The sequence below is a fragment of the Rhodococcus sp. DN22 genome, from assembly GCF_036669995.1.
GTDB lineage: Bacteria > Actinomycetota > Actinomycetes > Mycobacteriales > Mycobacteriaceae > Rhodococcus_F > Rhodococcus_F erythropolis.
The window spans coordinates 2,543,118-2,569,533 of record NZ_CP133326.1 but is presented as its reverse complement, the minus strand read 5'-3'; the positions used below and the strand labels follow the sequence as shown (position 1 = coordinate 2,569,533).

At 62.5% G+C, this 26,416-nt stretch carries 23 protein-coding genes, 2 tRNA genes and 1 CRISPR repeat array; of the genes, 9 read left to right on the top strand and 16 right to left on the bottom strand.

The features are described 5' to 3' along the window. Positions 1-108: 108 nt before the first annotated feature. Both recG and RA302_RS11775 read right to left on the bottom strand, forming a co-directional pair. Positions 109-2,370, bottom strand: a complete 2,262-nt coding sequence (recG, locus tag RA302_RS11780; RefSeq protein WP_338480767.1) for an ATP-dependent DNA helicase RecG — start codon at positions 2,368-2,370, stop codon at positions 109-111. Between the two features lie 73 nt (positions 2,371-2,443). Further along, the gene (locus tag RA302_RS11775; RefSeq protein ID WP_338480765.1) at positions 2,444-4,153 is read right to left on the bottom strand and encodes a DAK2 domain-containing protein; all 1,710 of its coding nucleotides are present in this window, start codon (positions 4,151-4,153) and stop codon (positions 2,444-2,446) included. A 348-nt stretch (positions 4,154-4,501) separates the two neighbouring features. Here RA302_RS11775 and rpmB point away from each other — a divergent pair, with 348 nt between their 5' ends. Both rpmB and RA302_RS11765 read left to right on the top strand, forming a co-directional pair. Further along, on the top strand, positions 4,502-4,693 hold the full coding sequence (rpmB, locus tag RA302_RS11770) for a 50S ribosomal protein L28 (RefSeq protein WP_003942669.1): 192 nt from the start codon (positions 4,502-4,504) through the stop codon (positions 4,691-4,693). A 131-nt stretch (positions 4,694-4,824) separates the two neighbouring features. Further along, positions 4,825-5,619 (top strand): enoyl-CoA hydratase-related protein, encoded by a 795-nt coding sequence (locus tag RA302_RS11765; RefSeq protein ID WP_019747947.1) that lies wholly within the window; start codon positions 4,825-4,827, stop codon positions 5,617-5,619. A 66-nt stretch (positions 5,620-5,685) separates the two neighbouring features. Here the strand turns inward: RA302_RS11765 and RA302_RS11760 are convergent, their stop codons facing one another. The 3 genes from RA302_RS11760 to RA302_RS11750 are packed head-to-tail and all read right to left on the bottom strand — an operon-like array spanning position 5,686 to position 7,889. After that, positions 5,686-6,357, bottom strand: a complete 672-nt coding sequence (locus RA302_RS11760) for a uracil-DNA glycosylase (protein WP_020907272.1) — start codon at positions 6,355-6,357, stop codon at positions 5,686-5,688. After that, a complete protein-coding gene (locus tag RA302_RS11755; protein WP_097387501.1) occupies positions 6,357-6,878 on the bottom strand; it encodes a gamma carbonic anhydrase family protein in 522 nt (173 codons plus the stop codon). Before RA302_RS11755 ends, RA302_RS11760 begins: the two co-directional genes overlap by 1 nt. Positions 6,879-6,887: 9 nt before the next feature. Further along, positions 6,888-7,889 carry a thiamine-phosphate kinase gene (locus tag RA302_RS11750; protein WP_338481171.1) on the bottom strand — a complete coding sequence of 334 codons (1,002 nt, stop codon included), beginning with the start codon at positions 7,887-7,889 and terminating at the stop codon, positions 6,888-6,890. A gap of 89 nt (positions 7,890-7,978) precedes the next feature. On the opposite strand from RA302_RS11750, the gene RA302_RS11745 reads away from it, so the two are divergent. After that, positions 7,979-8,671: a DUF3515 domain-containing protein gene (locus tag RA302_RS11745; protein WP_020907269.1), complete on the top strand. Its 693-nt coding sequence runs from the start codon at positions 7,979-7,981 to the stop codon at positions 8,669-8,671. Here RA302_RS11745 and RA302_RS11740 read toward each other — a convergent pair whose 3' ends face one another. From RA302_RS11740 to RA302_RS11730, 3 genes are all read right to left on the bottom strand, one after another. Next, positions 8,672-9,778, bottom strand: a complete 1,107-nt coding sequence (locus RA302_RS11740; RefSeq protein WP_024487352.1) for a D-alanine--D-alanine ligase family protein — start codon at positions 9,776-9,778, stop codon at positions 8,672-8,674. Positions 9,779-9,850: 72 nt separating this feature from the next. Beyond that, on the bottom strand, positions 9,851-11,002 hold the full coding sequence (locus RA302_RS11735) for a cystathionine gamma-lyase (protein WP_019747942.1): 1,152 nt from the start codon (positions 11,000-11,002) through the stop codon (positions 9,851-9,853). After that, positions 10,999-11,997: an NAD(P)H-dependent glycerol-3-phosphate dehydrogenase gene (locus RA302_RS11730; RefSeq protein ID WP_019747941.1), complete on the bottom strand. Its 999-nt coding sequence runs from the start codon at positions 11,995-11,997 to the stop codon at positions 10,999-11,001. Before RA302_RS11730 ends, RA302_RS11735 begins: the two co-directional genes overlap by 4 nt. Positions 11,998-12,123: 126 nt before the next feature. Between RA302_RS11730 and cofC the strand changes: the two genes are divergently transcribed. From cofC to RA302_RS11715, 3 genes are read left to right on the top strand one after another with little or no spacing between them, the layout of a single operon-like run. Further along, a complete protein-coding gene (cofC, locus tag RA302_RS11725) occupies positions 12,124-12,873 on the top strand; it encodes a 2-phospho-L-lactate guanylyltransferase (protein WP_338480757.1) in 750 nt (249 codons plus the stop codon). Positions 12,874-12,924: 51 nt separating this feature from the next. Continuing rightward, positions 12,925-15,168 (top strand): RNA degradosome polyphosphate kinase, encoded by a 2,244-nt coding sequence (locus RA302_RS11720; RefSeq protein ID WP_003942685.1) that lies wholly within the window; start codon positions 12,925-12,927, stop codon positions 15,166-15,168. A gap of 17 nt (positions 15,169-15,185) precedes the next feature. Beyond that, a complete protein-coding gene (locus RA302_RS11715) occupies positions 15,186-16,112 on the top strand; it encodes an NUDIX hydrolase (RefSeq protein WP_019747939.1) in 927 nt (308 codons plus the stop codon). A 207-nt stretch (positions 16,113-16,319) separates the two neighbouring features. Further along, a CRISPR array of direct repeats spans positions 16,320-16,577; the repeat unit is 33 nt; unit sequence CTTGGCTGCGGTCTTGGCCGGAGCCTTCTTGGC. 544 nt (positions 16,578-17,121) lie between these two features. On the opposite strand, the gene leuD is transcribed toward RA302_RS11715, so the two are convergent. Both leuD and leuC read right to left on the bottom strand, forming a co-directional pair. Continuing rightward, positions 17,122-17,730, bottom strand: coding sequence for a 3-isopropylmalate dehydratase small subunit (gene leuD, locus RA302_RS11710; protein ID WP_019747937.1), 609 nt, complete (start codon positions 17,728-17,730; stop codon positions 17,122-17,124). 28 nt (positions 17,731-17,758) lie between these two features. Then, on the bottom strand, positions 17,759-19,180 hold the full coding sequence (gene leuC / locus RA302_RS11705) for a 3-isopropylmalate dehydratase large subunit (RefSeq protein ID WP_019747936.1): 1,422 nt from the start codon (positions 19,178-19,180) through the stop codon (positions 17,759-17,761). A gap of 178 nt (positions 19,181-19,358) precedes the next feature. On the opposite strand from leuC, the gene RA302_RS11700 reads away from it, so the two are divergent. The 3 genes from RA302_RS11700 (at position 19,359) to RA302_RS11690 (ending at position 20,900) form a co-directional block, all read left to right on the top strand. Beyond that, entirely contained in the window at positions 19,359-20,060 is a 702-nt protein-coding gene (locus RA302_RS11700) for an IclR family transcriptional regulator (RefSeq protein ID WP_007729342.1), read from the top strand. Positions 20,061-20,115: 55 nt separating this feature from the next. Further along, entirely contained in the window at positions 20,116-20,613 is a 498-nt protein-coding gene (locus RA302_RS11695; RefSeq protein ID WP_338480752.1) for a PPOX class F420-dependent oxidoreductase, read from the top strand. Positions 20,614-20,702: 89 nt separating this feature from the next. Next, positions 20,703-20,900, top strand: a complete 198-nt coding sequence (locus tag RA302_RS11690; protein ID WP_007729345.1) for a DUF5302 domain-containing protein — start codon at positions 20,703-20,705, stop codon at positions 20,898-20,900. 139 nt (positions 20,901-21,039) lie between these two features. On the opposite strand, the gene RA302_RS11685 is transcribed toward RA302_RS11690, so the two are convergent. The 6 genes from RA302_RS11685 to RA302_RS11660 all read right to left on the bottom strand — a co-directional run bounded on the left by RA302_RS11685 (position 21,040) and on the right by RA302_RS11660 (position 26,407). After that, positions 21,040-21,112, bottom strand: a tRNA-Glu gene (locus RA302_RS11685). Between the two features lie 95 nt (positions 21,113-21,207). Further along, positions 21,208-21,279 (bottom strand) — tRNA-Gln (locus tag RA302_RS11680). 156 nt (positions 21,280-21,435) lie between these two features. After that, on the bottom strand, positions 21,436-22,911 hold the full coding sequence (gene gltX, locus RA302_RS11675; RefSeq protein ID WP_019747934.1) for a glutamate--tRNA ligase: 1,476 nt from the start codon (positions 22,909-22,911) through the stop codon (positions 21,436-21,438). A gap of 73 nt (positions 22,912-22,984) precedes the next feature. Continuing rightward, positions 22,985-24,145 (bottom strand): alkane 1-monooxygenase, encoded by a 1,161-nt coding sequence (locus RA302_RS11670; protein ID WP_029255108.1) that lies wholly within the window; start codon positions 24,143-24,145, stop codon positions 22,985-22,987. Positions 24,146-24,535: 390 nt separating this feature from the next. Next, entirely contained in the window at positions 24,536-25,309 is a 774-nt protein-coding gene (locus RA302_RS11665; RefSeq protein ID WP_020969311.1) for a fumarylacetoacetate hydrolase family protein, read from the bottom strand. An 84-nt stretch (positions 25,310-25,393) separates the two neighbouring features. After that, complete coding sequence (locus RA302_RS11660; protein ID WP_019747931.1) at positions 25,394-26,407, bottom strand: 3-isopropylmalate dehydrogenase; 1,014 nt, start codon at positions 26,405-26,407, stop codon at positions 25,394-25,396. Positions 26,408-26,416: the final 9 nt, after the last annotated feature.

Genomic DNA, 26,416 nt, shown 5'->3' with positions numbered 1-26,416 from the left:
CCCCGATTTCATCTTGCGTCTACATGCGGAGTCTCATATTTCGGACTGAATCGAGAAACCAACCCGGCGGTCCTCGTGCTATTCGATTTCAGCTTGTCGTCATACCCGTCACGACTTCTCGAGGTACTCGATCCGGTCGGAGTCCAGGGCAGCGGTCACCATGGAAGCGAGGGCGGGATGATCCTCGAGCGACGGATCGGAGTCGACGATTCCCTGAGCGAACTCCCTGGCGGACTCGAGGATGTCTCCGTGAGCCATGAGGGAAAGCAGCCGCAGATTCGAGGTTGTGCCAGACTGCGCCGCACCGAGGATGTCTCCTTCACGTCTGGTCGCGAGGTCGAGTTGCGCCAGTTCGAACCCGTCGTTGGTCGCTGCCACCGCCGAGAGTCGCTCGTACGCCGGCCCGCCGGGATTGCTGCCGGTGACGAGGATGCACAGTCCCTGGTGCTTGCCTCGACCGACTCGTCCACGCAGCTGATGGAGCTGACTGACGCCGAACCGCTCGGCGTCGACGATCACCATCACCGTCGCATTCGGAACGTCCACACCGACTTCGACGACAGTCGTACAGACGAGGACGTCGATGTCACCGACGTTGAACGCGCTCATCACGACGTCTTTTTCGTCGGAAGGCAGTCGACCGTGCAGCAACCCGACTCGCAGTTCAGCCAGCGGGCCACTCGACAGCTCTTCGAAGACGTCGACTGCCGACTTGGTCTCGGGCTGCTTCTCCTCGGTGAACTGGTCCTCACCGGCACCCTGCTCACCGTCGCCGATGCGTGAGCACACGACATACGCCTGACGACCAGCGGCAACGTCCTCACGGATTCGTTCCCATGCGCGATCCACCCACTGCGGCTTCTGCTTCGCGGGCACGACGCTGCTCTTGATCGGGGTTCGCCCACGCGGTAGTTCCCGCAGAGTCGAGACCTCGAGGTCGCCGAGCACCGTCATGGCGATGGTTCGCGGAATCGGCGTTGCCGTCATCACCAGCAGATGCGGACTCAGACCTTCACGCGCTCGTGATCGCAACTGATCACGTTGCTCGACGCCGAAGCGGTGCTGCTCGTCGACGACAACCATGCCGAGGTTGAAGAACTCCACGTTGTCCTGGATGAGCGCATGGGTACCGATGACGATCCCGGCATCGCCGGTCACGGCTTCGAGCAGCGCTGCGCGCTTCGCAGCGACAGGCAGCGAGCCGGTCAGAAGGGCGATACGGGTGGAATGTTCGGCCGAACCGAGTTCACCACCTGCCGCCAACGGACCCATCATCTTGCGCAGTGATCGCGCGTGCTGATTTGCCAGGACCTCGGTCGGTGCGAGCAACGCGCACTGATAACCGGCGTCGACGACCTGCAGCATCGCGCGCAGAGCCACGATGGTCTTGCCTGACCCGACCTCGCCCTGAAGAAGCCGGCTCATCGGGTGTGGGCGAGCGAGATCGCTGGAGATCTCCTCCGCGACTGCTTGCTGTCCCTCCGTCAGAGTGAACGGGAGCATCTCCTCGAACTGGTCCGCGATCCCGCCGGCAACCGGAGCGCAGGCCGGCGCCACCCGCTCGGAATTGTCGTGACGACGCATCGCGAGGACCAACTGCAGAGACAGCGCCTCGTCGAAACGCAGACGATCCTGAGATCGTTCGATGTCCTCCTTGGTATCCGGGAGGTGAACGGTGCGCAGTGCCTCGTCCAAACCGATGAATCCGTGCTCGGCCCTGGTCTCGTCAGGCAACGGCTCCTCGATCGGATCGAGTTGGTCGAGCACTTGCCGCACGCACCGCATGATGGTCCAGCTCTCGACCTCGCGGGTTGCCGGGTACAGCGGGATCAATGCGCGGTCGAAGACGGACAGATCGAGTTCGGCGCCGGGATCCTGGTTTGCGCGAGCCAGACCGGCAAGGTCACCGGCCCCCTTGATGGATGCAAGCGGAACTACCGAATCCTCCTCGCCGACACGAGGTTCCGGGAGAATCAGGTAGCTCGGGTGGGTGAGAGACCACTTGCCGCGGAAGTACTTCACCGTCCCGGAGAACATCGCGCGCACGCCGGGCTTGATGACGTGCCGCACCTTCTGCGGGTTGAAGAACGTGACGTCGACGGTCTGCGAATCAGTCGCGAGCGATACTCGCAACATCTGCCCCGGACGGTTCTTCATCTTCACGACCGCCGCCGACGCCACCCGCGCGATGATGGTGATGTGCTCACCTTCGGGCGGCTCCTTCTCGGCAAGTTCCTTGCCTGCCGACGCGTACCGGTGTGGGTAGTGACGCAGCAGGTCCTCGACCGTCCGAATCTCGAATGCCTCGTCGAGCGCGTCCGCGGTCTTCTTTCCCAGCAGCCGATCGAGTGGGTCGGCGAGCGTCGCCATCAGTTCCTCCAGCACAGTGTCGCGGTAAGCACATGTGTTCGTATATCAGTAGTCACCGACAGACCCGATTCGATCACTCCACACCCAACTGGAACAGGTCACCCGGCTGATCACCCTGATAGACGAGCACGTCGACGCCCGGATGGTGCGCGATGACGTGCGCCTCGAGCTGCCCGGCCAGGTCGTCCGGCGCGTCGGCGCCCATGAGTAGGGTCACGAGTTCGCCACCGGATCCGAGCGCGAGGTCGACCAGTCGCGCACTCGACTCCGCGACGTCGGGACCGATGAGCACCACCTCGTGCCCCATCAGACCGATCGCGTCACCCGGATCACACGTCCCGACGTACGTCAGCGAACGCTCGACCGCAATTCGCAATGATCCCCAGCGCGTCGCAGCCGCCGCCTCGGACATCGTGAAGCCGTCGTCGGCGACGTTGCGTTGAGCGTCGTGAACGGCAAGTGCGGCCAAGCCCTGAACCATCGACGATGTCGACAGCAGCAGAACCTGGTGAAGCGGATCGCGTGCAGCGGCACTGACTGCGACCAGTTCCTGAGCCGTCAAGGCTCCGTTCGGCAGCACCAGAACTTCACTTCGCTCCATCTGACGAATGCGGCCGAGCAGTTGCGCACGTGTCACCGGCGCGTCGTCGCACCGAAGAACCGTCGCACCCTCACTCTCGAACAACGCCGCCGCACTCTCACCGGCGACGACGGCCAGAACGCCGCGGGCACCGGCACCCGGGAATCGCCTCTCCGCCCGTGCCACCAACTGGTCGCGTTCGTCGACGAGAAAACTGCTTATGCGAATACCGTGGACCTTCCCGGCTTCGAGGCCGGCTTCGACGGCTGCACCGGCATCGCAGCAATGCACGTGCACCGACCAGCCACCGAAGCCGTCGCTGACGATGACCGTCGAATCTCCGAGGACGGACAGCCGCGTGCGCAGCGCCGTCATGCGATCGTCGTCCGAGTCGTCGACGAGGTACATGACCTCGAAATCCTGTTCCGAGTGATCACCACATTCGATCGGGCTCTTGTGAGCCCAATCGTGATCGAATGCGCTGACGTCGACAACTGCGCTCGACCTCGGGTCCGGCGTCCCCAGATCCTCGCGAACCTGCGACTTCCCGGTCACCACCTCGACAAAAGCGTCGAGGATCAGAACCAGACCGAATCCCCCGGCATCGACCACCCCGGCCGACGCCAGAACGTCCAGTTGCTCCGGGGTCTTGTTCAGCGCGATCGCAGCCGCATCGGCAGCGGCGGCAACCACGGAAGCAAGATCCTCGCCGCTCGGCGTCTTGGTGTCGACGCACTCCTGCGCTGCCTCACCCGACGCGCGCAGAACCGTGACGATGGTGCCTTCCACCAGATCGGAGACAGCCCGAGAAGCCAGCCCCGTCGCCGTGGTCAGTGAGTTCGCAAAGCTACGGCCGTCGATGTGCTCGCCTTGAACGCTCTCCGCGATACCCCGGATCACCTGGGAGAGGATCACTCCGGAATTACCCCGTGCACCGGACACCGCGCCCCGAGCCAGCGCGTTGGCGACGCGGCCGGCACTGCGGACGTCGTCCTCGATCGTCTCGGCGGAATCGAGCGCGGCCCGCATCGTGAACAACAGGTTGGTGCCGGTATCCGAATCAGGGATGGGAAAGACGTTGAGGCTGTTGATCTCTCCGCGGCGCTTCTGGAGACTGTCGACCGCCCGGCGGGCCCAGCGCCGCAGCAGATGTCCGTCCGCGACGGATTCCGGTTCTTCGGCGACGCGTTGCACTTCCCCCACTGACGGTTCCCCTCCACGATGGACAGACAGACGATGGAAAGACTGACGATGAAAAAGAGATCGGTGATCGGTGCAGTCGAGGGTAGTCCGACGCTTCTGCGCAACCGTCATTACCGGGCGGTTTGGCCATTCGGGCCGGAAGCGGTTACTCTTACACGGTTGCCTCGAACGGGCTACACGAAATAATGCTGCACTTTGTTTGTTGCTGATTGACTGTTTTCACGTTCGACTGCACAGTGAGCGGTCAAGGATCGGTTCGAAGTCGAGTATATTCGGATTGTAATTCTGGCTGCCCTACCGTGTAGGGTAACCACTTCAATATTCATTTCTAACAAGGAGTTCGCGACTATGGCTGCCGTCTGCGACGTATGCGCCAAGGGGCCCGGCTTCGGTAAGTCGGTCTCGCACTCGCACCGGCGTACCAATCGTCGCTGGAACCCGAACATTCAGTCTGTTCGTACCGAGGTTGCCCCGGGTAACACCCGTAAGGTCAACGTGTGCACCTCCTGCCTGAAGGCAGGCAAGGTCGCTCGGGGCTGATTGCCCGAGCACAAACTATTGCAGGCTCTGCCCCCGCCACTTCGGTGACGGGGGCAGAGCTGTATCTATGTGGCTGTATCTATGTGTCCCCGTGTTTCGTATGGCTGTCCGACACCCGTAATGTGCGTTGAGTGACTTCCATCGATGACCTGAGCAAAGTGACCCTCGACGAGGGCGTACTCCGCATCACCATTTCCACCGCCGCCAACGGCACCTCCCTCGACGACGAAGGACTGGTTCAGGGCGCGCAGGCGCTCGAGACAGTCGGAAACGACATCGGGAGCATCCTTCTGGTCGGCGAAGGCGCAAACTTCTGTGCCGGCGGCAACGTCCGTGCGTTCGCCGCAGCCCCTGACCGCGGCGAGTACGTCGCCGAGGTTGCCCGTGTCTTCCACGTGTTCGTTCGCGCGCTCGACGCCGCGACCGCTCCAGTGGTGGCCGGGGTCCACGGATGGGCTGCCGGCGCCGGAATGAGCCTGGTCTGCCTCGCCGACGTCGCAATCGGCGGCACCGGCACCAAGCTCCGCCCCGCGTACCCCTCCATCGGTTTCACCCCGGACGGCGGAATGTCGTGGACACTCCCCCGCATCGTCGGCGTGGCACGCGCTCGCGAGATTCTTCTCAACGATTCGGTGATCGGTGGCGACGAAGCCGTCCGGCTGGGGATCCTCACCCGACTCGTCGGCGACGACGAGGTCCAGGAAGAGGCAGCTCGCCTCGCACGCGCCTTGGCCAACGGGCCGAGCACGTCGTACTCGGGAATCAAAGCGCTGCTGCGTTCGTCACGGACGAACTCGCTCGCCGAGCAACTCGACGCCGAGGCTGCGTCCATCGCCCTCGCGGCGAACAGCCCGATCGGGCGCGAGGGTGTCGACGCATTCGTCGACAAGCGTCGCCCCGATTTCACTTCCGCAAAGCAGGCCTAGTCAGCTGGCATGCCGAATGTCGTGTCACGACGTTCGGCATGCCGGGTGAGTGCAGGCGCAGTTCGATCAGCCCAGATTCCAGTCGACCGGGTCGGCCCCGAGTCCGGTCAAGAGTTCGTTCGCACGACTGAACGGGCGCGAACCGAAGAAGCCGCGCGAAGCCGAAAGCGGTGACGGGTGCGCTGATTCGATGATCGGTGTGTCGCCCAGCATCGGCGCGAGAGTGGCCGCGTCACGACCCCACAAGATCGCCACCATCGGTGACGACCGCGCGACCAGAGCGCGGATAGCCTGCTCGGTCACCGGCTCCCAGCCCTTCTTACGATGAGAAGCGGCTTGACCCGGCTGCACGGTGAGTACGCGATTGAGAAGCAGCACACCTTGTTTCGACCACGGCGTCAGATCGCCGTTCGGCGGTATCGGCAACCCGAGATCCTGGTGATACTCCTTGTAGATATTACCGAGACTTCGTGGAACCGGCCGCACGTCCGGGGCAACCGAAAAGCTCAACCCGACAGCATGACCGGGCGTCGGATAGGGGTCTTGACCGACGATGAGCACCCGAACGTCGTCGAACGGATTCGTGAATGCACGCAAGACGTTCTCTCCCGCAGGCAGATACTCCCGTCCCGCAGCGATCTCTTCGCGCAAGAACTTACCCATCGCGGAGATCTGCTCCGAGACCGGTTCGAGTGCCCGCGCCCACCCTGGATCGACGATCTCTGCAAGCGGCGCCATCAGTCGAGCCTGCGCAACGCGTCGCGGTAGTACGCCGCATTGGCTGCGTACATCTTGACGTTTCCGTCGAGGTGTCCGAGCGGAACTTCGTATCCCGCACGGACCTTGGCGGGCACACCGAGTGCCATGCTGCGCGGGGGAACTTGCATCTTGTTGGCCACCACCGCACCCGCGGCGACGATCGACCCCGTCCCGATCACCGTTCCGTTGAGAACCACGGATCCCGATGCGATCAGGCAGTGGTCCTCGATGGTCGACCCCTCGATGTGCGCGTTGTGGCCCACCACGCAACCGGAACCGATGACAGTCGCATCGATGGCGGTGCAATGGATGACACTTCCGTCCTGGATGTTGGATCCGATTCCCACCGAAATGGTTCCGTAGTCACCACGCAATACCGCCTGCGGCCAGATCGAGGTGCCTGCCGCGAGAGTCACGGCGCCGATCACCACCGCGTCCGGGTGAACGTATGCGTCCGGATGAATGTCCGGAACTCTGTCTCCAAGTGCATATACAGCCATGAAAGCAACCTATACCGCGGTGGTGCCGGTGGTCGAAAAGCTGTGCCAGCCCCCACCGCTCTCGCGAAGCGAACCGTCGACGCTCACGCCGGAACCGGCCGCAACCTCACCGATCACAGTCCAACCCGACGGAATCTCGACCTCAGGCCCGAAAGTTGCTGCAAATCCGTGATCTTCACCACCGGAGAGGATCCAGTCCAGCGGATCGACGTCGAGCGCCTCGGCCGCCGATGCGACATCGAGTGAGGTGGGAACCGCGGCCGAGACGATGTCGAACCGCACGTGCGAGGCCTCTGCGAGATGTCGAAGGTCCGCGATCAATCCGTCGGATACGTCCGTCATGGAATGTGCTGATTCTGCGGCGTCCCATGCCGATTGATACGGCGGATTCGGAACACGATGAGCGGCAAGCAAGTCTGGAAAGCTTTCGGCTTCGTCGAGCAATACGGCTTCGTCGAGCAGTAGAGCCAACCCTGCTGCCGAGCAACCGAACAACCCGGCGACCGCGATCTTGTCACCGATCTTTGCTCCCGAACGCAGAACTGCAGGACGGCCACCGAGATCGCCGAGCACGGTCACCGACACCACGATCACCGGCGACTGGACCAGGTCACCGCCGACCACACCGGCCCCCAGATCGGTTGCCGCGTCCCAGATTCCCGCGGAGATTCCGTCGATCACGTCGACCGGAGTCGAAGGCGGGCACCCCAGAGACACGGTGAATGCCGTCGGCCGCGCTCCCATCGAGACGACATCCGCAGCGTTCTGTGCCACTGCCTTTCGGCCGATGTCGCGTGGCGAAGACCAATCCATTCGGAAATGCCGACCTTCGACCAGCATGTCGGACGAGACAACCACACGGCCGTCTCCGGACGTCACGATCGCGGCATCGTCACCCGGCCCCAATTCGGTGGTGACCGGTTGGATTCGGCCGACCAGAGATCGCGCGATCACGTCGAACTCCCCCACCTGCTCGACAGTGTGCTCTGACCCGAACTCCGATGATGCGATGAGTGTCTCCAATGCCGACGCAATTCGCTCGTAAGCGGCCTGCGGTACCTTCTAGCTGTGGTCGTGAATGCTTCTGCAAGCTCACGCGTGTGTCGGCAATCCTACCGATTCACCGACGTGCCCTGCGAAGTGACGAGACCGCTGATCGACTGGACCAGGACCCGAGCGAAGAACTGAGCATGGCAGAAAACACCTCCACCGCAGACAACGCCGACATCGACCCCGATAGCGACGACGATCCGACCGAGCGCCGCAGTCCGGCGCTGATCGCCACCGCCATCGCGCTCCCGGTAGCCCTGATCGTCGGAGTGGTGATCGCGGCCGTCGTAGCGGGAAACAACCCTGAACTCTCGCCGGTAGCGCTGGGACCCGTACCGGCACCGGCAGCGGAGTCGGAGGCCTGCGTTTCCCTCCTCGGTGCGCTCCCCGACAAGATCGACGACTTCACGAAAGCCGAGTTGGTTGACCCCGCTCCGGCTGGAGCGGCAGCTTGGCAGCGCAGCGAAGGTGAGCCGATCGTGTTGCGCTGCGGGCTCGACCGTCCGACCGAGTTCGACCAGGCTGCAGCACTACAGGTTGTGAACGGTGTCCAATGGTTCCAGGTCTCGGGAACCGACGTCGGTCTGGCTGCGAGCACTTGGTTTGCCGTAGACCGCGGTGAGTACATCGGTATCACGATCCCCGACGGGACCGGCCCGACGCCGATTCAGGAGATCTCCGACACCATCACGGCGACTCTCGAACAGAAGCCCCTCGACCCGGCGCCGGTCGCGGTTCCCTGATCAGCGAAGTCCGGTACCGCGAGCGATGGCGGTGTCGACCAGTGTCGAAATCAAAGTGCGGTAATCGATTCCGGTGGCGTTCCACATCTTCGGATACATCGAGATGGAAGTGAACCCGGGCATCGTGTTGATCTCGTTGATCACCGGGCCGTCAGCCGTGACGAAGAAATCGACCCGCGAGAGTCCCTGGCAATCGAGTGCCTTGAACGCGCGGACTGCAAGCTCCCTGATCTGGTCGCTCACCGACTCGTCGAGTTTCGCGGGGATGTCGAATTCGCAGACGTCGTCGAGGTACTTGGTGTCGAAGTCGTAGAACGCGTCCGAATCGGTGTCGGAATCCGGCATCCGGATCTCAGCGACCACACTCGCCTTGACGTCACCGTTCGGGAATTCGAGGACGCCGCATTCCACCTCACGGCCGATGATCGCGCCTTCGACGATCACCTTGGGATCGTGCAGGCGCGCATGAGCGATCGCCCCGTCCAGACCGTCCCAATTGCTCACCCGGGTGATGCCGATGGACGAACCACCACGAGCGGGCTTCACGAACACGGGAAGGCCCAACTCCGCCTTCTGCTCTTCGGTCAGCGTTGCGATTCCCGGTCGAAGCACGACCTGCACTCCGACGGGAAGTCCTTCAGCGGCAAGAAGCTTCTTCGTGAACTCTTTGTCCATGCCGGCGGCGCTGGCCAGGACTCCGGGTCCGACATACGGAACCCCGGCAAGTTCGAGCAATCCCTGAATGGTGCCGTCTTCGCCGTAAGCCCCATGCAGAACGGGGAAAACGACGTCGACCGACGCGAGCACAGCACCGGCGTCGGAGCCGTCGAAGGAGATGACCTCGCCCTCGCGGGTGGGGTCCGCGCTGAGGACCACCGACGTTCCGTCTTTGTCGACCGACGGCAACGCGCGCCCGCTGATCGCGAGGGAGCTGGGGTCGCTCGACCCGAGGACCCAGGAACCGTCGACTGTGATGCCGATCGGTACGACGTCGTACCGATCCGGGTCGAGGTTGCTCAGGACGCTTCCGGCGGAAACACAGGACACTGAATGCTCATTGCTCCGGCCACCGAAGATCACGGCCACGCGGGTACGGCTGCTGTTCACGCGTCAAACCGTACCGCCGAATCGACTTCGGCACGCGATCGGGCCAAGCCGGAAATCATCGACGTGGTCCGCTCACGCGTCGAGCGCGCGCTCGATGTCGGCCAGGAGATCGGCGGTGTCCTCGATGCCACAAGCGATTCGGACAAAACCCGCACTGACCGGATCGCCCCAGCGCGCACGACGATCCGCCGTCGTGTGGATCCCACCGAAGCTGGTGGCGGCCGTGACGAGATTGCTCGCTTCGACGAACGAGTGGAATGCTTGAGCCGAATCCAACTCGACGCTCACCAATCCGCCGAATCGTTTCATCTGACCGGATGCCGTTGTGTAGGACGGGTCACCGCGAAGGCCGGGATAACGAACGGACCGGACCGCTTTGTGTCCAGCCAACATCTCGGCCAGGGCCAGCGCGTTGTCGCACTGACGCCCGAATCGCAGGCCTGCCGTGCCGAGACTCCGGTGCGCAAGCCACGTCTCGAAGGGGCCGAGCACTGTTCCCGAAAGAAGTCGCTCACGCTCGATCCGCTGACTCACCGCCGCATCGGAAGTAGCGACGTAACCCATCAGGAGGTCACTGTGCCCGCTGAGTGCCTTGGTACCGCTGGCCACCACGACGTCGGCACCCAATTCGAGCGGGCGCTGCCCCAGCGGTGTCGCAGTCGTGTTGTCGACGATCAGCAGCGCGCCCGATCGGTGACACACGTCGGCGAGCACGCGAAGGTCGACCACGTCCAGCACCGGGTTGGACGGCGTCTCGGCGACGACGACCACGCGACCCGGTGACGCGTCGAGCAAATCCGCGAAGCTCGCGTCGCCCATCTGCAGGGTCGAGACTTCGCGAACGGTGATTCCCAACGGCGCCAGACGTTCGTTCGCGTACAACCGCACCTGGTAGTACCCGTCCGAGGGCACGACGACGGTATCCCCGGCGACGAGCACGCTGCGCAAGGTCGCGGTGATCGCAGACATCCCCGACCCCATGACGAGTGCGTGGTCCGCTCCTTCGAGCGCCGCGAGCGCCGATTCGAGTCCGCGCCAACCCGGGTTCGACGCTCGAGCATAGGTATCGGACTCGGAGCCTTCGTCCACCGAAAGTTGGTACGGCGCAGCAAATATCGGACCCAGCTGCATGGGCTGACCCGCAGCGTGTTCGCGCGCAACGGCGCTCACACTGCGCGTCGAATCCCCGTAACCCTCGAAATCACTCACATCAATTTCACTCATTCCGGCTTCGTCCGGCGTCCGAGCAACTGACCGATCGCATCGCTGACGGCCATGCCTTCGTGGCACACCCGATGGACCGCGTCGGTCAACGGCATCTCCACGTCGTAGCCGGCAGCGAGTGCGCGTACCGACGTGCACGACTTCACACCCTCGGCGACCTGACCGTTGGTTGCCTTCTGTGCCGATTCCATCGACCCGCCCCGTCCGAGTCGCTCTCCGAACGTCCGGTTTCGCGACAACTCGGACGTGCAGGTCGCGACCAGGTCACCGACGCCCGCCAAGCCTGCAAGCGTCGACGCCTTGGCGCCGAGCGCGACACCGAGCCGAATCGTCTCGGCGAGACCACGGGTGATGATGCTGGCAACCGTGTTGTCGCCGAATCCACTACCGGCGGCCATGCCGCAGGCCAGCGCGATCACGTTCTTGCACGCGCCACCGATCTCGCAACCGATGACGTCGGAGTTGGTGTACGGCCTGAAATAGCCGGTAGCGCAAGCATCCTGGAGAGCGAGGGCACGCGAGGAATCCGAGCAGGCGATCACCGTGGCCGCTGGCTGCCCGCTGGCGATCTCGTGTGCAAGATTCGGGCCCGAGAGCACCGCGACGCGCCCCGGTTCCACGCCGGTCACCGACACGATGACCTGGCTCATGCGCATGAGCGTCCCGGTCTCGATTCCCTTGGCCAGACTCAGCAGAGTCGCATCGGGTCCGATCGAGCCTTTCCACTGCTCCAGGTTTCCCCGTAGCGACTGCGAGGGAACCGCCAGCACGATGAAGTCAGCGCCTGCCATCGCCTCCTCGTGGTGGTGGGTCGCGCGAATCGACGAAGGCAAAGCAATGCCTGGCAGATAGTCGCTGTTCTCGTGCGTGGTGTCGATGCGCTTCGCGACCTCTTCACGCCTGGCCCACATCGTCACGTCGGTTCCGGCCTCGGCCATCACCTTGGCCAACGCTGTTCCCCACGAACCTGCGCCCAATACAGCTGCCTTACTCACACGCTCACCCCGTCTACCCGGCGAAGCGGGTCGCCGCCAGAAAAATCGTCTGCACAGAGTATCGCCTGTGGTGCACTGCGGTGGGCAGCCGCGGACACCGAGCGTGATGACTGGCAAGATCGAGGGATGGACAGCGCGGAACCCCCGTACCCACACGTCGTGGAGACACCGCATGCGCGCACGGAGATCGAACGCCCCATGCATGCGATAGTGGCCGTCAAGTCCTTGAGATCGGCCAAGTCCCGGCTCGCGGGCGAACTCGACGCGGACGCGCGTGCAGACCTCGTGTTGGCCATGCTTCACGACACCCTCGCGACCGTTGCCGCCGTCTCTGCCATCGACACCGTCACGGTGGTCACCCCAGACCCGACCGTTGCCGCTCTTGCGTATTCCGTCGGCGTGACGGTCTACGCCGATCCAGCTCCCGACATCTCGCTGACCAACGGCGCCTCACCGCGCGCGGAGGAAACCCTCAACGCAGCGTTGAGTGCAGCGGCCGCCGATATCCGAGCCAAACGCGGAGTGGTCGACCTCGTTGTGCTGCAAGCCGACTTGCCCGCGATGCAACCGAGCGAACTGACGGAGGCCGTGGCCGCCGCCCGAAGCGGTGGACGTTCAGTCGTCGTCGATCACCACGGCACCGGCACTTCCGCATTGTTTGCGTGTGGCGAGAGTGTGCTCGACCCCCGATTCGGTCCGGAATCCGCATGGGGACATGCTAATTCAGGTGCTCGTCCACTCAACGGCCAATGGCCGGGACTGCGCACCGACGTCGATACCCACGCCGATCTCGACACCGTGCGCGCACTGGGAGTAGGCCCCGCGACATTGGCTTCGTTGACCAGACTCAAGGCCACGCCGTCGAACAGTCGATGAATTTTCTTTCATCGATTGTCGGACCGCGCGATTGTGGGGGATGATCGACGAGTGAGCAATGGCGAAGCACTCGAAAACCGTATTTCCGAAGACCAGTCGGACGGAGACCACAGCTCCGGCCGACACGAGAACGGCGCGGCCACCTCGCCGCGATCTCAGGCCGTCGCGGTCGCCACCAACATCCCGGGCGCTCCCCCTGCAGCTACCAAGGCAGAGCTACCCGAATTGCTCGTCGGACTTCCCGAGGATCGTTACCTAAACCGCGAACTCAGCTGGCTCGATTTCAATGCCCGTGTTCTCGCATTGGCTGCCGACGAGTCACTGCCGTTGCTCGAACGCGCAAAGTTCCTCGCCATCTTCGCTTCCAATCTCGACGAATTTTTCATGGTCCGGGTCGCCGGACTCAAGCGCCGCGACGAGACGGGACTGTCGGTCAGGTCCGCCGACGGCCTCTCCCCACGCGAACAATTGGCGCTCATTGCGCGTCGCACCCAGGAACTCGCCGACAAGCACGCACACGTGTTTCTCGACTCGGTCCGCCCTGCCCTGGCGGCAGAAGGCATTTCAATTGTTAGATGGGCCGACCTCAGCGCCGACGATCACGGCCGGCTATCGGCGCATTTCCACGAGCAGGTCTTCCCGGTACTGACGCCGTTGGCAGTCGATCACGCCCACCCGTTCCCCTACATCAGCGGACTGAGCCTCAACCTCGCCGTGACAGTGAAGGACTCCGTCACCCGCGGCGAACACTTCGCTCGCGTCAAGGTCCCCGACAACGTCGGCCGGTTCGTGCGAGTCAAGAGCACGACGTCTTCGTCCACCATCGATTCGTTCCTCCCGATGGAAGAACTGATTTCGGCTCATCTGGACGTGCTGTTTCCCGGAATGGAAATCGTCGAACATCACGCCTTCCGAATCACACGCAACGCCGATTTCGAGGTCGAAGAGGATCGGGACGAGGATCTGCTGCAGGCACTCGAACGTGAATTGGCGCGTCGTCGTTTCGGTTCGCCCGTTCGCCTCGAAGTTGCCGACGACATGACCGAGCACATGCTCGAACTGCTTCTGCGTGAACTCGACGTCGATCCGGCTGACGTGATCGAGGTTTCCGGGCTCCTCGACTTGTCCTGCCTCTGGCAGGTTTACGCCGTCGATCGCCCGGCGCTCAAGGACGCTCCGTTCGTCCCGGCGACGCATCCGGCGTTCGGCGAGCGTGAGACACCGAAGAGCGTGTTCTCGACCCTGCGCGAGGGCGACGTGCTCGTCCACCACCCTTACGACTCGTTTTCCACCAGCGTTCAACGCTTCATCGAACAGGCTGCTGCCGACCCGCAGGTACTCGCGATCAAGCAGACCCTGTACCGAACTTCGGGCGACTCCCCCATCGTCAACGCACTGATCGACGCCGCCGAGGCCGGCAAGCAAGTTGTTGCCCTCGTGGAGATCAAGGCGCGCTTCGACGAGCAAGCCAACATCAAGTGGGCACGCAAACTCGAGCAGGCCGGCGTTCACGTCGTCTACGGTCTCGTCGGTCTCAAGACTCACTGCAAGACGTGCCTCGTCGTCAGGCGCGAAGGTTCCACAATTCGTCGCTACTGCCACATCGGCACCGGCAACTACAACCCGAAGACCGCGCGCATGTACGAGGACGTCGGATTGCTCACCGCAGCACCGGAGATCGGTGCCGACCTCACCGACCTCTTCAACTCGCTGACCGGATACTCCCGAAAGACGAGCTACCGCAACCTTCTCGTTGCGCCGTACGGGGTTCGCCGCGGGATCATCGAGCGGATCGACAACGAGATCGCTCACAAGCTTGCAGGCCGCGATGCCGGTATCCGCTTGAAAGCCAACGCATTGGTCGACGAGCAGGTCATCGACGCGTTGTACCGCGCGTCCAAGGCCGGTATCCCCGTCGAGATCGTGGTCCGCGGAATCTGCGCGCTCAAGCCGGGTGTTCCGGGCCTCAGCGAAAACATCGAAGTACGTTCCATTCTCGGGCGGTTCCTCGAACACTCGCGAATGTTCCATTTCCGCTCGGCCGACGAATTCTGGATCGGCAGCGCAGACATGATGCACCGCAACCTCGATCGCCGCGTCGAGGTCATGGTGCAGGTCAAGGATCCGAAACTGTCGAAGCAACTCGGTGACATCTTCGATTCCGCTCTCGATCCGCGAACTCGCTGCTGGGTACTGCATCCGGACGGCAGTTGGGTCGCTGCTCCCGAACGCGGTGAGGACGTACGTGAGCATCAACAGTCGTTGATGCGCAGCCGCACCGCCAGCGGGTCTTGACGGGCTCGGATCACACCATGAGCGACAAGCCGGTCAAAGCCAACATCTTTGCCGCAGGCGCGGTTCTGTGGCGGAAGGCTCCCCAGGATCCTTCCGCCATCGAGATCGCCGTCGTACATCGACCGAAGTACGACGACTGGTCATTCCCCAAAGGAAAGCTCGATCCAGGCGAGACCTTCTTGACCGCAGCAGTTCGCGAGGTCCGCGAAGAGACCTCGATCACCGGACGTTTCGGAAGGCACCTCGGTGGCGTGACGTACCCGATCCCGGGACATCGCAAACTCAAACGAGTCGAATACTGGTCGGCCGAAGCAGTCGACGGAGATTTCGGGCCGAATAACGAAGTAGATGTTCTCTATTGGCTTCCGGTCGCCGAGGTCGCCGATCATCTTTCCTACCCGATGGATCGAATGATTCTTCGCCGCTTCGTTTCCATTCGGCCTGATACGAAAACGGTATTACTCGTCCGCCACGCAAAGGCTGGAAGCCGTAAGCGGTACAAGGGCGACGACAATTTGCGTCCACTCGACGCCAAGGGCAAAGAGCAATCCGCCGCCTTGGTCGAACAGCTGAAAATCTTCGGAGCCGATTCGGTTTTCGCGGCTGACCGTACGCGCTGCATCGACACCGTAATGCCGTTGGCGGAGGCATTGGGTGTCGAGATTTCGACGGAACCTCTTCTGACCGAAGAAGGTTACGAGGCCGATCCCGACGCCGCTCGGGCACGTGCGCTGCAGATCGCCGCACTGGAGGGCACTCCAGTGATCTGCAGCCAAGGAGGCGTCATCCCCGATTTGATGCGCTGGTGGGCTGATACGGCCGGTGTAACACTGCCCTCTGCACGCAACCGTAAGGCGAGCACTTGGGTGCTCTCGTTCCTCGACGGCCGCCTCGTCGCCGCCGATCACCTCGACAGCCCGCTCCCCAAAGTCGCCAACTCCTGAGGGATTTGGACCAACCGGCCCCAGTTCGATTCGGTAGTTTTGCAAAGCACTGAAACACAGGAGAATTCACACTTCTCCCAGACAGCAAAAAGAGGTGCAGCCGCGGATCAGATCCGCGGCTGCACCTCTTTGTCTTACGGCATCGGGTTTTTCACCCGAACGCGACTACTTTCCGCGCTTGGCCGGAGCCTTCTTGGCCGGAGCCTTCTTGGCTGCGGTCTTGGCCGGAGCCTTCTTGGCCGGAGCCTTCTTGGCCGGAGCCTTGGCTGCGGTCTTGGCCGGAGCCTTCTTGGCGGGAGCCTTGGTGGCAACCGTCTTCTTGGCTGCGGTCTTGGCCGGAGCCTTCTTGGCGGGAGCCTTGGTGGCAACCGTCTTCTTGGCTGCGGTCTTGGCCGGAGCCTTCTTGGCGGGAGCCTTCGCGGCAACCGTCTTCTTGGCTGCGGTCTTGGCCGGAGCCTTCTTTGCCGGAGCCTTCTTGGCTGCGGTCTTCTTGGCAGCAGCCTTCTTGGCTGCAGCCTTGGTGGCCGGTGCTGCTACGCCACGCTTGACTGCCGGGCCGGTGGCCGGAAGCTTCTGTCCACCAGCGATAACAGCCTTGAACTGCGCACCCGGACGGAAAGCCGGAACCGACGTCGGCTTGACCTTGACGGTCTCGCCCGTACGCGGGTTGCGTGCAACACGTGCTGCACGACGACGCTGCTCGAAGACTCCGAAGCCGGTGATGGTCACGCTCTCGCCACGGTGGACGGCGCGGACGATGGTGTCCACGACGTGCTCCACTGCGTCGGTCGCTGTGCGCCTGTCCGAACCCAGCTTTTCAGTCAGAACATCGATGAGCTCTGCCTTGTTCATTGAAATTCCTCCGCTAATTGTGGTCCACCGTCGGACCGACTGAGAACCACGGTAAACCTGATAACGGCAAGAGTCTATGTGCCACGCCAATTCTCATTCAACGTGACTGCGAAATGGTGACCTATTTCTCTTCCCGCGCGGAGTTGCGGATTTCGGTTCAGCCCTGCGAAATTCGGGCTGGAAGGGTAGTCGGTTTCCATGAAGGCCTTGACTTTTCGAACTCGGAAATCGCTTCTACCTGCCGCAATGTCAGTCCGATGTCGTCGAGACCCTCCAGCAGACGCCACCGTGTGTAGTCGTCAATATTGAACGGCACCACCGTAGTTCCGGCGCTCACGGTCCGATTCTCGAGATCTACTGTCAATTCCAGTCCGGGCTGCTCTTCGAGCAACTTCCAGAGCAATTCGACGTCGCTCTGCTCGACCTGTGCCGCTACGAGACCGGCTTTTCCGGCGTTTCCGCGGAAAATGTCGGCGAACCGGGAAGCGATGACGACCCGAAATCCGAAGTCGGAGAGAGCCCACACGGCATGCTCACGCGAAGAGCCCGTGCCGAAATCGGGACCGGCTACGAGGACACTTCCCTTGTCGTACGGAGCCAGATTGAGAATGAAGTTGGGGTCGGTGCGCCAGCCTGCAAACAGCCCGTCCTCGAATCCCGTGCGCGTCACCCGTTTCAGGTACACGGCAGGGATGATCTGATCGGTATCGACATTCGAGCGTCGCAGCGGGACGCCGATACCCTTGTGCGTGGTAAAGGATTCCATCGAAATTCTCCTCGAGATGGTAAGTGGGTCAGACCAGATCGGCCGGTGCCGAGAGCGTTCCGCGGACCGCAGTGGCAGCCGCGACGAGCGGGGAAACCAGATGGGTCCGACCGCCTTTACCCTGTCGGCCTTCGAAATTCCGGTTGGACGTCGATGCCGAACGCTCGCCGGGAGCAAGCTGGTCAGGGTTCATTCCCAAGCACATCGAGCAACCGGCCTGGCGCCATTCGGCCCCTGCCGCCGTGAAGATTTCACCGAGACCTTCACTTTCGGCTTGAGCACGCACCCGCATCGAGCCGGGAACGATGAGCATCCGAACGCCCTCTGCCACATGGCGACCCTCGAGCACCTCGGCCACCGCGCGCAGATCTTCGATGCGTCCGTTGGTGCACGAACCGACGAAGACGGTGTCGACAGCAACATCCCGAAGCGCCATGCCGGCGTCGAGACCCATGTAGGTGAGCGCCTTCTCGGCAGCCTGACGCTCGCTCTCGTCGACGATCAGTTCCGGATCGGGCACTCGGTCACCGAGCGGTGCACCCTGTCCCGGATTGGTTCCCCACGTGACAAAAGGCGTCAATGCGCTTGCGTCGATGTGGACCTCGTTGTCGAATTCGGCGCCCTCGTCGGTCTTGAGCAACTCCCACGCGGCGACGGCTTCGTCCCACTCTGCGCCCGACGGTGCATGCGGACGGCCCTTTATGAACTCGTAAGTGGTCTCGTCCGGTGCGATCATGCCCGCACGGGCTCCGGCCTCGATCGACATGTTGCAGATGGTCATACGAGCTTCCATCGACAGTTTGCGAATGGCCTCGCCGCGGTACTCCAGGACGTAGCCCTGGCCGCCGCCGGTGCCGATCTTGGCGATGACTGCCAGGATCAAGTCCTTGCTCGTGACGCCAGGAGGCAGCTCGCCGTCGACCGTGATCGCCATGGTCTTGAAGGGGCGCAACGACAATGTCTGCGTCGCCATCACGTGCTCGACCTCGCTGGTGCCGATTCCCATTGCGAGCGCACCGAATGCGCCGTGCGTCGACGTATGACTGTCGCCGCACACCACGGTGGTTCCCGGCTGAGTCAGGCCGAGCTGCGGTCCGACCACATGCACGATGCCCTGATCGAGATCGCCCATGCGGTGCAAGCGAACTCCGAATTCTTCGCAATTTCGGCGCAAGGTGTCGACCTGAGTCTTGGACACGGGATCGGCGATCGGCTTGTCGATGTCGATCGTCGGAACATTGTGGTCCTCGGTGGCGATCGTCAGGTCGGGACGGCGCAACGGGCGTCCTGCCAAGCGAAGTCCGTCGAAGGCCTGCGGGCTCGTCACTTCGTGAACGAGGTGGAGATCGATGTAGATGAGGTCGGGATCCTGCCCCTCCCCTTTCACGACAACGTGGTCGTCCCACACCTTCTCGGCGAGAGTGCGTGCTTTCTGTGCCATGTCTTCCACCTCTGTACGTAGCCTCGCGTCGGCGGACTACGGGCTGGCCCGCCGCGCGTGAAGTAGGTCCCCAGCCCTCGCAGCAGATGCAGGCTGCCCCTAGGAAATGCACTAGCCCCTCAGTAAATGCGCTAGTCCACCAGGAAATGCGCTATCATCCCACTATGCGAGAAACTGGTATCGACCTATGAGACAGCATAGCGGCATCGGCGTCCTGGACAAAGCAATGGGCGTTCTTCATGCAGTAGCTGAGGAACCGTGCAGCCTCACCGAACTCTGTGCACGAACCGGTTTGCCGCGCGCGACCGCCCATAGACTCGCCGTCGGTCTCGAAGTCCATCGACTCCTCACACGCGACTCGGATGGTCAGTGGTGCCCAGGGCCCGGACTCGCCGAACTCGCTGCCACCGCTAATGATCCACTCATTGCTGCGGCCGGACTCATCCTCCCCCGCCTTCGCGAAATCACCGGCGAAAGCGTCCAGCTGTACCGCCGGGAAGGCACCCAACGCATCTGCGTCGCGTCGATGGAACCGCCCACGGGCCTTCGCGACACAGTTCTCGTCGGGGCCAGGCTGCCGATGAATGCCGGTTCCGGCGCCAAGGTCCTTCTCGCATGGGCAGATCCACAAACCCAACGGACCGTTCTCGCCGATGCGTCGTTCGGCGAACGAGTGCTCCTCGAGGTTCGCCGGCGCGGCTGGGCACAGAGTGCAGCCGAACGTGAGCCGGGTGTCGCCAGCGTCGCGGCTCCCGTCCGAGACTCGGCAGGCGCTGTCATTGCCGCGATTTCGGTCTCCGGCCCCATCGATCGGATGGGTAGACGACCGGGAGCCCGCTGGGCGGCGGACCTTCTCGCAGCTGCCGAAGCGCTCCACAAGCGTCTGTAATTCGTGACACAGTAAGGCCTTCAGATCCTCGAGCACGTAGGAGTACGACGCGACCATGGCAGGAAAGCAGCGTAGTCAGATCACGATGACCGAGGCCGAAATTTCGAGCTTCGTCGAAAAGAGCCGTACGGCAACGATGGCGACGTTGAGCGCCGACGGAATGCCTCACCTGATCGCGATGTGGTTTGCGATAGTCGACGGCGAAATCTGGTTCGAAACCAAAGCCAAGTCGCAGAAGGCGGTCAATCTTCGCCGGGACACCCGTATGTCCGTCCTGATCGAAGACGGTCTGACGTACGACACGCTGCGAGGAGTCTCGATGGAGGGCACCGGAGTGATCGTCGAGGATCCGGAAGCTCTCTTTGCCGTGGGAATCAGTGTCTGGGAGCGATACACGGGCCCGTACACAGAGGATCTCCGCCCGGCCGTCGACGCGATGCTCCACAAGCGCGTCGCGGTACGGTTCGTTCCCGATCGAACTCGTTCGTGGGATCACCGCAAGCTCGCGATGCCTGCGATGCCTCTTTCCGGTTCTACTGCACCATCGCCGTAGACCCCGAGATTCGTGAAGCGAAATTCACGAGCTTTCGAATTCGGGCCGGCGTAGTTTCACCAACAGGCCCAACAACAAGGAGTGAGCATATGAGCGATCTCGACAGCAACACCCCGTCAGAACCCGAATCCCAATCGGAGGAAACCAAACGAAAGTTCCGTGAAGCCCTCGAACGGAAGAATCATCAGAACGCCAAATCGACCGACCATCGCGACGGACAGTCCAAGGTCCACAACACGCATGGCCCGGCCGATCACAAGCGAGAGTTCCGCCGTAAGAGCGGATAGCCGATCGCGGACAACAGAGTGAGATGACGATCACCCCCAGTCGAATTCGACTGGGGGTGATCGTTTTTCGCATCGCCGGAAACATTTCCCATACATACGAAAAGACCCTCCGATCAATGATCGGAGGGTCTTTCCTTTGTAGCCCCGACGGGATTCGAACCCGCGCTACCGCCTTGAGAGGGCGGCGTCCTAGGCCGCTAGACGACGGGGCCAGGACACGCTTTTAAACGTGGTATTCAGTCTTGCTCTTGGATGCTCAGCAAGCTTAGCTTGTCTGAGTCCGGCCACAAAATCGACCGGATTTCCGCTGGGGTACCAGGACTCGAACCTAGAATGGCGGTACCAGAAACCGCTGTGTTGCCAATTACACCATACCCCAAGGTCTTGCTCACCAGCCTTGCCCGATCCGCTTCGCTGTTGTGCTCGGCGGCTCGTCTCCGGCCGAAAAGAAGATTACCAGTACCCCTGCCCCAAATACCAAATCGTATGGTCACGGGAGGTTTTTGCTTCATTTTCGGCCGGAAGACAGTCCGATCTAGGCAGTTACCGCTGCCCTACCGGCGCGCAACCGAGCAATCGAGACCTCACGACCGAGCAATTCCATCGACTCGTACAGCGGAGGGCTGATGTGAGAGCCGGTGATCGCGACCCGAACCGGAGCGAAGGCCTTACGCGGTTTGAGCTCCAGATCCTCGATGAGGGCCTTCTTGAGTGCTTCCTCGATACTGGCCGCAGTCCACTCCGAGGTGGCCTCGAGTGCCGCAAGAGACGCGTCCAGAACCGGACCAGCGTCTTCCTTCAGGTTCTTTGCCGCCGCGGCCGGATCGAGAGCAAACGACGCCTCGTCGACGAACAGGAACTTCAGCAGATCCCACGCGTCGGACAGGACGACGATGCGCGTCTGCACGAGGTCCGCCGCAACAGTGAACGTGGCTTCATCGACGTCGGCGCTGATGTGGCCGTGCTCCACCAGGAACGACTTCAGGCGGGCCGCGAAGTCGGCCGGCTGGAGCAAGCGAATGTGCTCGGCATTGATCGCGTCGGCCTTTTTCTGGTCGAAGCGGGCAGGGTTGGAGTTGACCTTCGAAACGTCGAAGGCCGCAACCATCTCGTCGAGTGAGAAGACATCGTGATCGTCGGCAATGCTCCACCCGAGCAGAGCCAAGTAGTTCAGCAGTCCCTCGGGAATGAAGCCCCGATCGCGGTGAATGAAGAGGTTGGACTCGGGATCGCGCTTGGAAAGCTTCTTGTTGCCCTGACCCATCACGAACGGCAGGTGCCCGAACGACGGTGTGAAATCGGCGACACCGATGCGGATCAAAGCCTCGTACAACGCGAGCTGACGCGGGGTCGAGGACAGCAGGTCCTCTCCGCGCAGTACGTGGGTGATCTTCATCAACGCGTCGTCGACGGGGTTGACCAGCGTGTACAGCGGAATACCGTTCCCGCGAGTCAACGCGAAGTCCGGAACGGTGCCTGCCTTGAACGTGGTCTCGCCGCGAACCAGGTCGTTCCACGTCAGGTCGTGATCGGGCATCCGGAGGCGGACGACCGGCTTACGACCCTCGGCGACGTAGGCAGCGCGCTGCTCGTCGCTGAGGTCGCGATCGAAGTTGTCGTATCCGAGCTTCGGGTCGCGTCCGGCCGCCTTGTGTCGCGCTTCCACTTCTTCGTTGGTCGAGTAGGACTCGTAGGCCTCGCCCGCGGCCAGCAACTTGGCAACGACGTCGAGATGCAGGTCGCGACGCTCGGACTGGCGATACGGTGCGTGCGGCCCACCGACCTCCGGGCCCTCGTCCCAATTGAGCCCCAACCAGCGGAGGGCGTCGAGGATGGCCTGGTAGGACTCTTCACTGTCGCGCTGCGCATCGGTGTCTTCGATACGGAACACGAACGTGCCGCCGTGGTGTCGTGCGAATGCCCAGTTGAACAAGGCGGTGCGCACCAAACCTACGTGCGGGGTTCCGGTGGGTGACGGACAGAAACGGACGCGTACTTCGCTGTTGGTCATGGCTCACTTGGCTCGGCGATGATGGATGGTCGTACTACAGGTTAGTCCCGCAGCGCTTCCTCCATCCCGCCGATCACTTACCCGGCAAGACGTTGATACGTGTCATGTCACCGTCGTAGTAGGCGAGTAGTCGCTTGTCCATGACCTTTCGCCACAGCGGCGGCACCCACGCGCACACGATCATGACCGCGTAACCCGCTGGAAGTTGCGGCGCTTCGGCCGCACTGCGCAGGCTCTGGTACCGCAGACGCGGATTCGCGTGATGGTCACTGTGACGCTGAAGTTGATAGAGGAACAGATTGCTGACGACGTGGTCGCTGTTCCAGCTGTCCTCGGGCGAGCAGCGAACGTACGAGCCGTCAGGCCGCTTCGCACGTAGCAAGCCGTAGTGCTCGAGATAGTTGGCGGTCTCGAGGAACGTGAATCCGGCAATCGCCTGAACGGCCAGCCACGGTGCGATTTCCCACCCGAACACCGCGATCAGGCTGCCGAACAGGACAACACTCATCGCCCACGCGTTCAGGATGTTGTTCCGATAGCTCCACGTCCGTCTGCCTTGACGCTGCAGGCGAGCGCTTTCGATCCGCCATCCCGAGCGCAGGCCGCCGATGACACTGCGCGGCAAGAAGAACCAGAAGTTTTCCTTGTATCGCGAACTGGCCGGATCCTCCGGCGTCGCGACACGGACGTGGTGACCATGGTTGTGCTCGACGTAGAAATGGCCGTAAAAGGACTGTGCCAGCGCTACTTTCGCGAGCCACTTCTCGAGCTTTTCGCTCTTGTGCCCCAATTCATGCGCCGCGTTGATCCCCACACCGGCAACCACGCCGGCAGTCATCGCGAGCGCGAACTTCTCCCCCGCCGCCATCGGCGCGTTCACCCAGCACCAGGCGACGAATACGAGACCGACGTACTGGAGGGGCAGGAACAGATACGTGCACCAGCGGTAGAAACGATCCTCTTGCAATTCAGGGATCGCTTCGTCCGGTGGGCTGTTACCGTCCTCGCCCGCCAGTAGATCGATCAGGGGAATGACGATCACGATGAGCCAGGCCCCGATGGCCCAGAAGAGCCCGAGACTGAATTTGTCGACCAGGAACCACGCAGCGAACGGACTGAGAGGAACCAGCAAACCCAGTGGCCACAGGTAGCGCTTCTTGTCTCGCCACACCGGCCGCTGCCCGTTCCGCGCATGCTCTGCCGCTGTCCGGGATGCTTCCGCGAAGGTCGTCATGTATCACCACGTTTCTGCGCAATCCACTCGATTGCCCCATCGGCTTCTATCCAGTTATCGGCCACCCTACTGCTCAGCGTTACATTTCAGGGAATTTGGTCTGTTACGAGCCGCGGCAGCAAACCGCGGGGCGAACCCTCCCAACCTCACCAAATCAGACATAACGCCAGGAGGATCATGGGTGAAGCTTCGCCTGGCTCATGAAACCCGCAGGTCAGTCCCAGGGCCTGATTACCTCGAACCGGAAGGCAATCCCAATCGGCCATCCGGCGTTAGTTACCATCTTGCAACTTTTCTTTGACAGACACCTCTCGACTCACACCACGACGGAGGCCCCATCCGGTGGGGATGGGGCCTCCGTAGTCACATGACGGAACGAACCGGGTCAGATCAATTCTTGGCGGTCACCGGGTTCGTGAGCGTGCCGATCCCCGAGACCGTGACAGACACGGAATCGCCGTCGACGATCGGGCCGACTCCGGCGGGGGTGCCGGTGAGGATGACGTCGCCGGGCAGGAGGGTCATCACCGCCGAGATCCACTCGATGATCTTCGGAATGTCGTGAAGTAGGAAGGCGGTGCTGCTGTCCTGCTTGACCTGACCGTTCACCTCGGTCTTGATGTCGACGTCGGACGCATCGAGGCTGGTTTCGATCCACGGACCGAGCGGGCAGAAGGTGTCGTGGCCCTTCGCGCGCGTCCATTGCCCGTCGTGACGCTGATGATCTCGCGCCGATACGTCGTTGGCGATCGTGTAGCCAAGGACCACGCTCAACGCCTTCGCCGCGGGTACGTCTTTGCAAGGCTGACCGATGACCACCGCCAGTTCACCCTCGAAATGCACCTCGTTGGACGTCGGAGGCAAGACGATCGGGGCGCCCGGGCCGACGATGGACGTATTGGGCTTGAGGAAGATCACCGGATCAGCCGGCGCCTCGCCGCCCATCTCCGCGATGTGATCTGCATAATTCTTGCCGATACAGATCACCTTGCTGGCGAGAATCGGAGCCAGCAGACGAACATCGGCGAGCGGCCAACTACGGCCGGTAAAGGTGGGGTTCCCGAACGGGTGCTCCGCAATTTCCTTGGCGACGAGGGCATCCTCTTCACCTTCGATACTGACGAACGCAACACCATCGGGACTGGCAATTCGACCAAGACGCATACTGGCCAGTCTATCGGGGTGTCGGAAACGACTGACGCGCGCAAGCCGAAAGGCTTACGCGCGTCAGTCTCGTGAAAGAAATCCTTACAGCGCTGCGGTGATCCGGTCGCCGATCTCGGTCGTGGAGATGGGGCCTTCGCCGCGCGTTGCCAGGTCGGCAGCGACCACAGCCTCGACGCGAGCGGCGTCGTCCTCGCGTCCGAGATGGCGAAGAAGCAGTGCGGCCGAGAGGATCGCGGCGGTGGGATCTGCGATTCCCTTGCCGGCGATGTCCGGAGCACTGCCGTGCACGGGCTCGAACATCGACGGGTTGGTACCGGACGCGTCGATGTTTCCGCTTGCGGCCAAACCGATTCCACCGGTCACGGCACCGGCCAGGTCGGTGATGATGTCACCGAAGAGGTTGTCCGTCACGATGACGTCGAACCGCGACGGGTCGGTCACCATGTAGATGGTGGCAGCGTCGATGTGGCAGTACGCGGTCTCGACGTCCGGGTACTCGGCCCCGACGGTCTCGATCGCACGCGTCCAGATTGCGCCCGCATTGGAGAGCACGTTGGTCTTGTGGATCAGTGTGAGGTGCTTGGAACGTGTCTGCGCCAACGCGAATGCATAACGAACAACACGCTCGGCGCCGAACCAGGTGTTGATCGACACCTCGGTCGCGATCTCGTGATCGGTGCCGACGCGGATTGCTCCACCGTTACCGGTGTACGGGCCTTCGGTGCCTTCACGAACCACGACGAAGTCGATCTCCGGCTGGGCCGCCAACGGCGACAGCGCACCCGGGTACAGCTGTGCGGGGCGAAGATTCACGTGATGATCGAGCTGGAAACGCATGTTCAGCAGCAGGCCACGCTCGAGGATGCCGGGTGCGACGATCCGCGGATCACCGATGGCGCCCAACAGGATTGCGTCGTGCTGACGGATCTGGTCCAGCTCTTCCGCCGGGAGCAACTCGCCGGTGGCGTTGTAGCGACGGGCACCGAGATCGTATTCGGTGGTTTCCAGATCCGGAACCAACTTGCCGAGCACCTTGAGTGCTTCGGCTGTGACCTCGACACCGATTCCGTCGCCCGGAATGACCGCAAGCTTCATGGAGTCCTC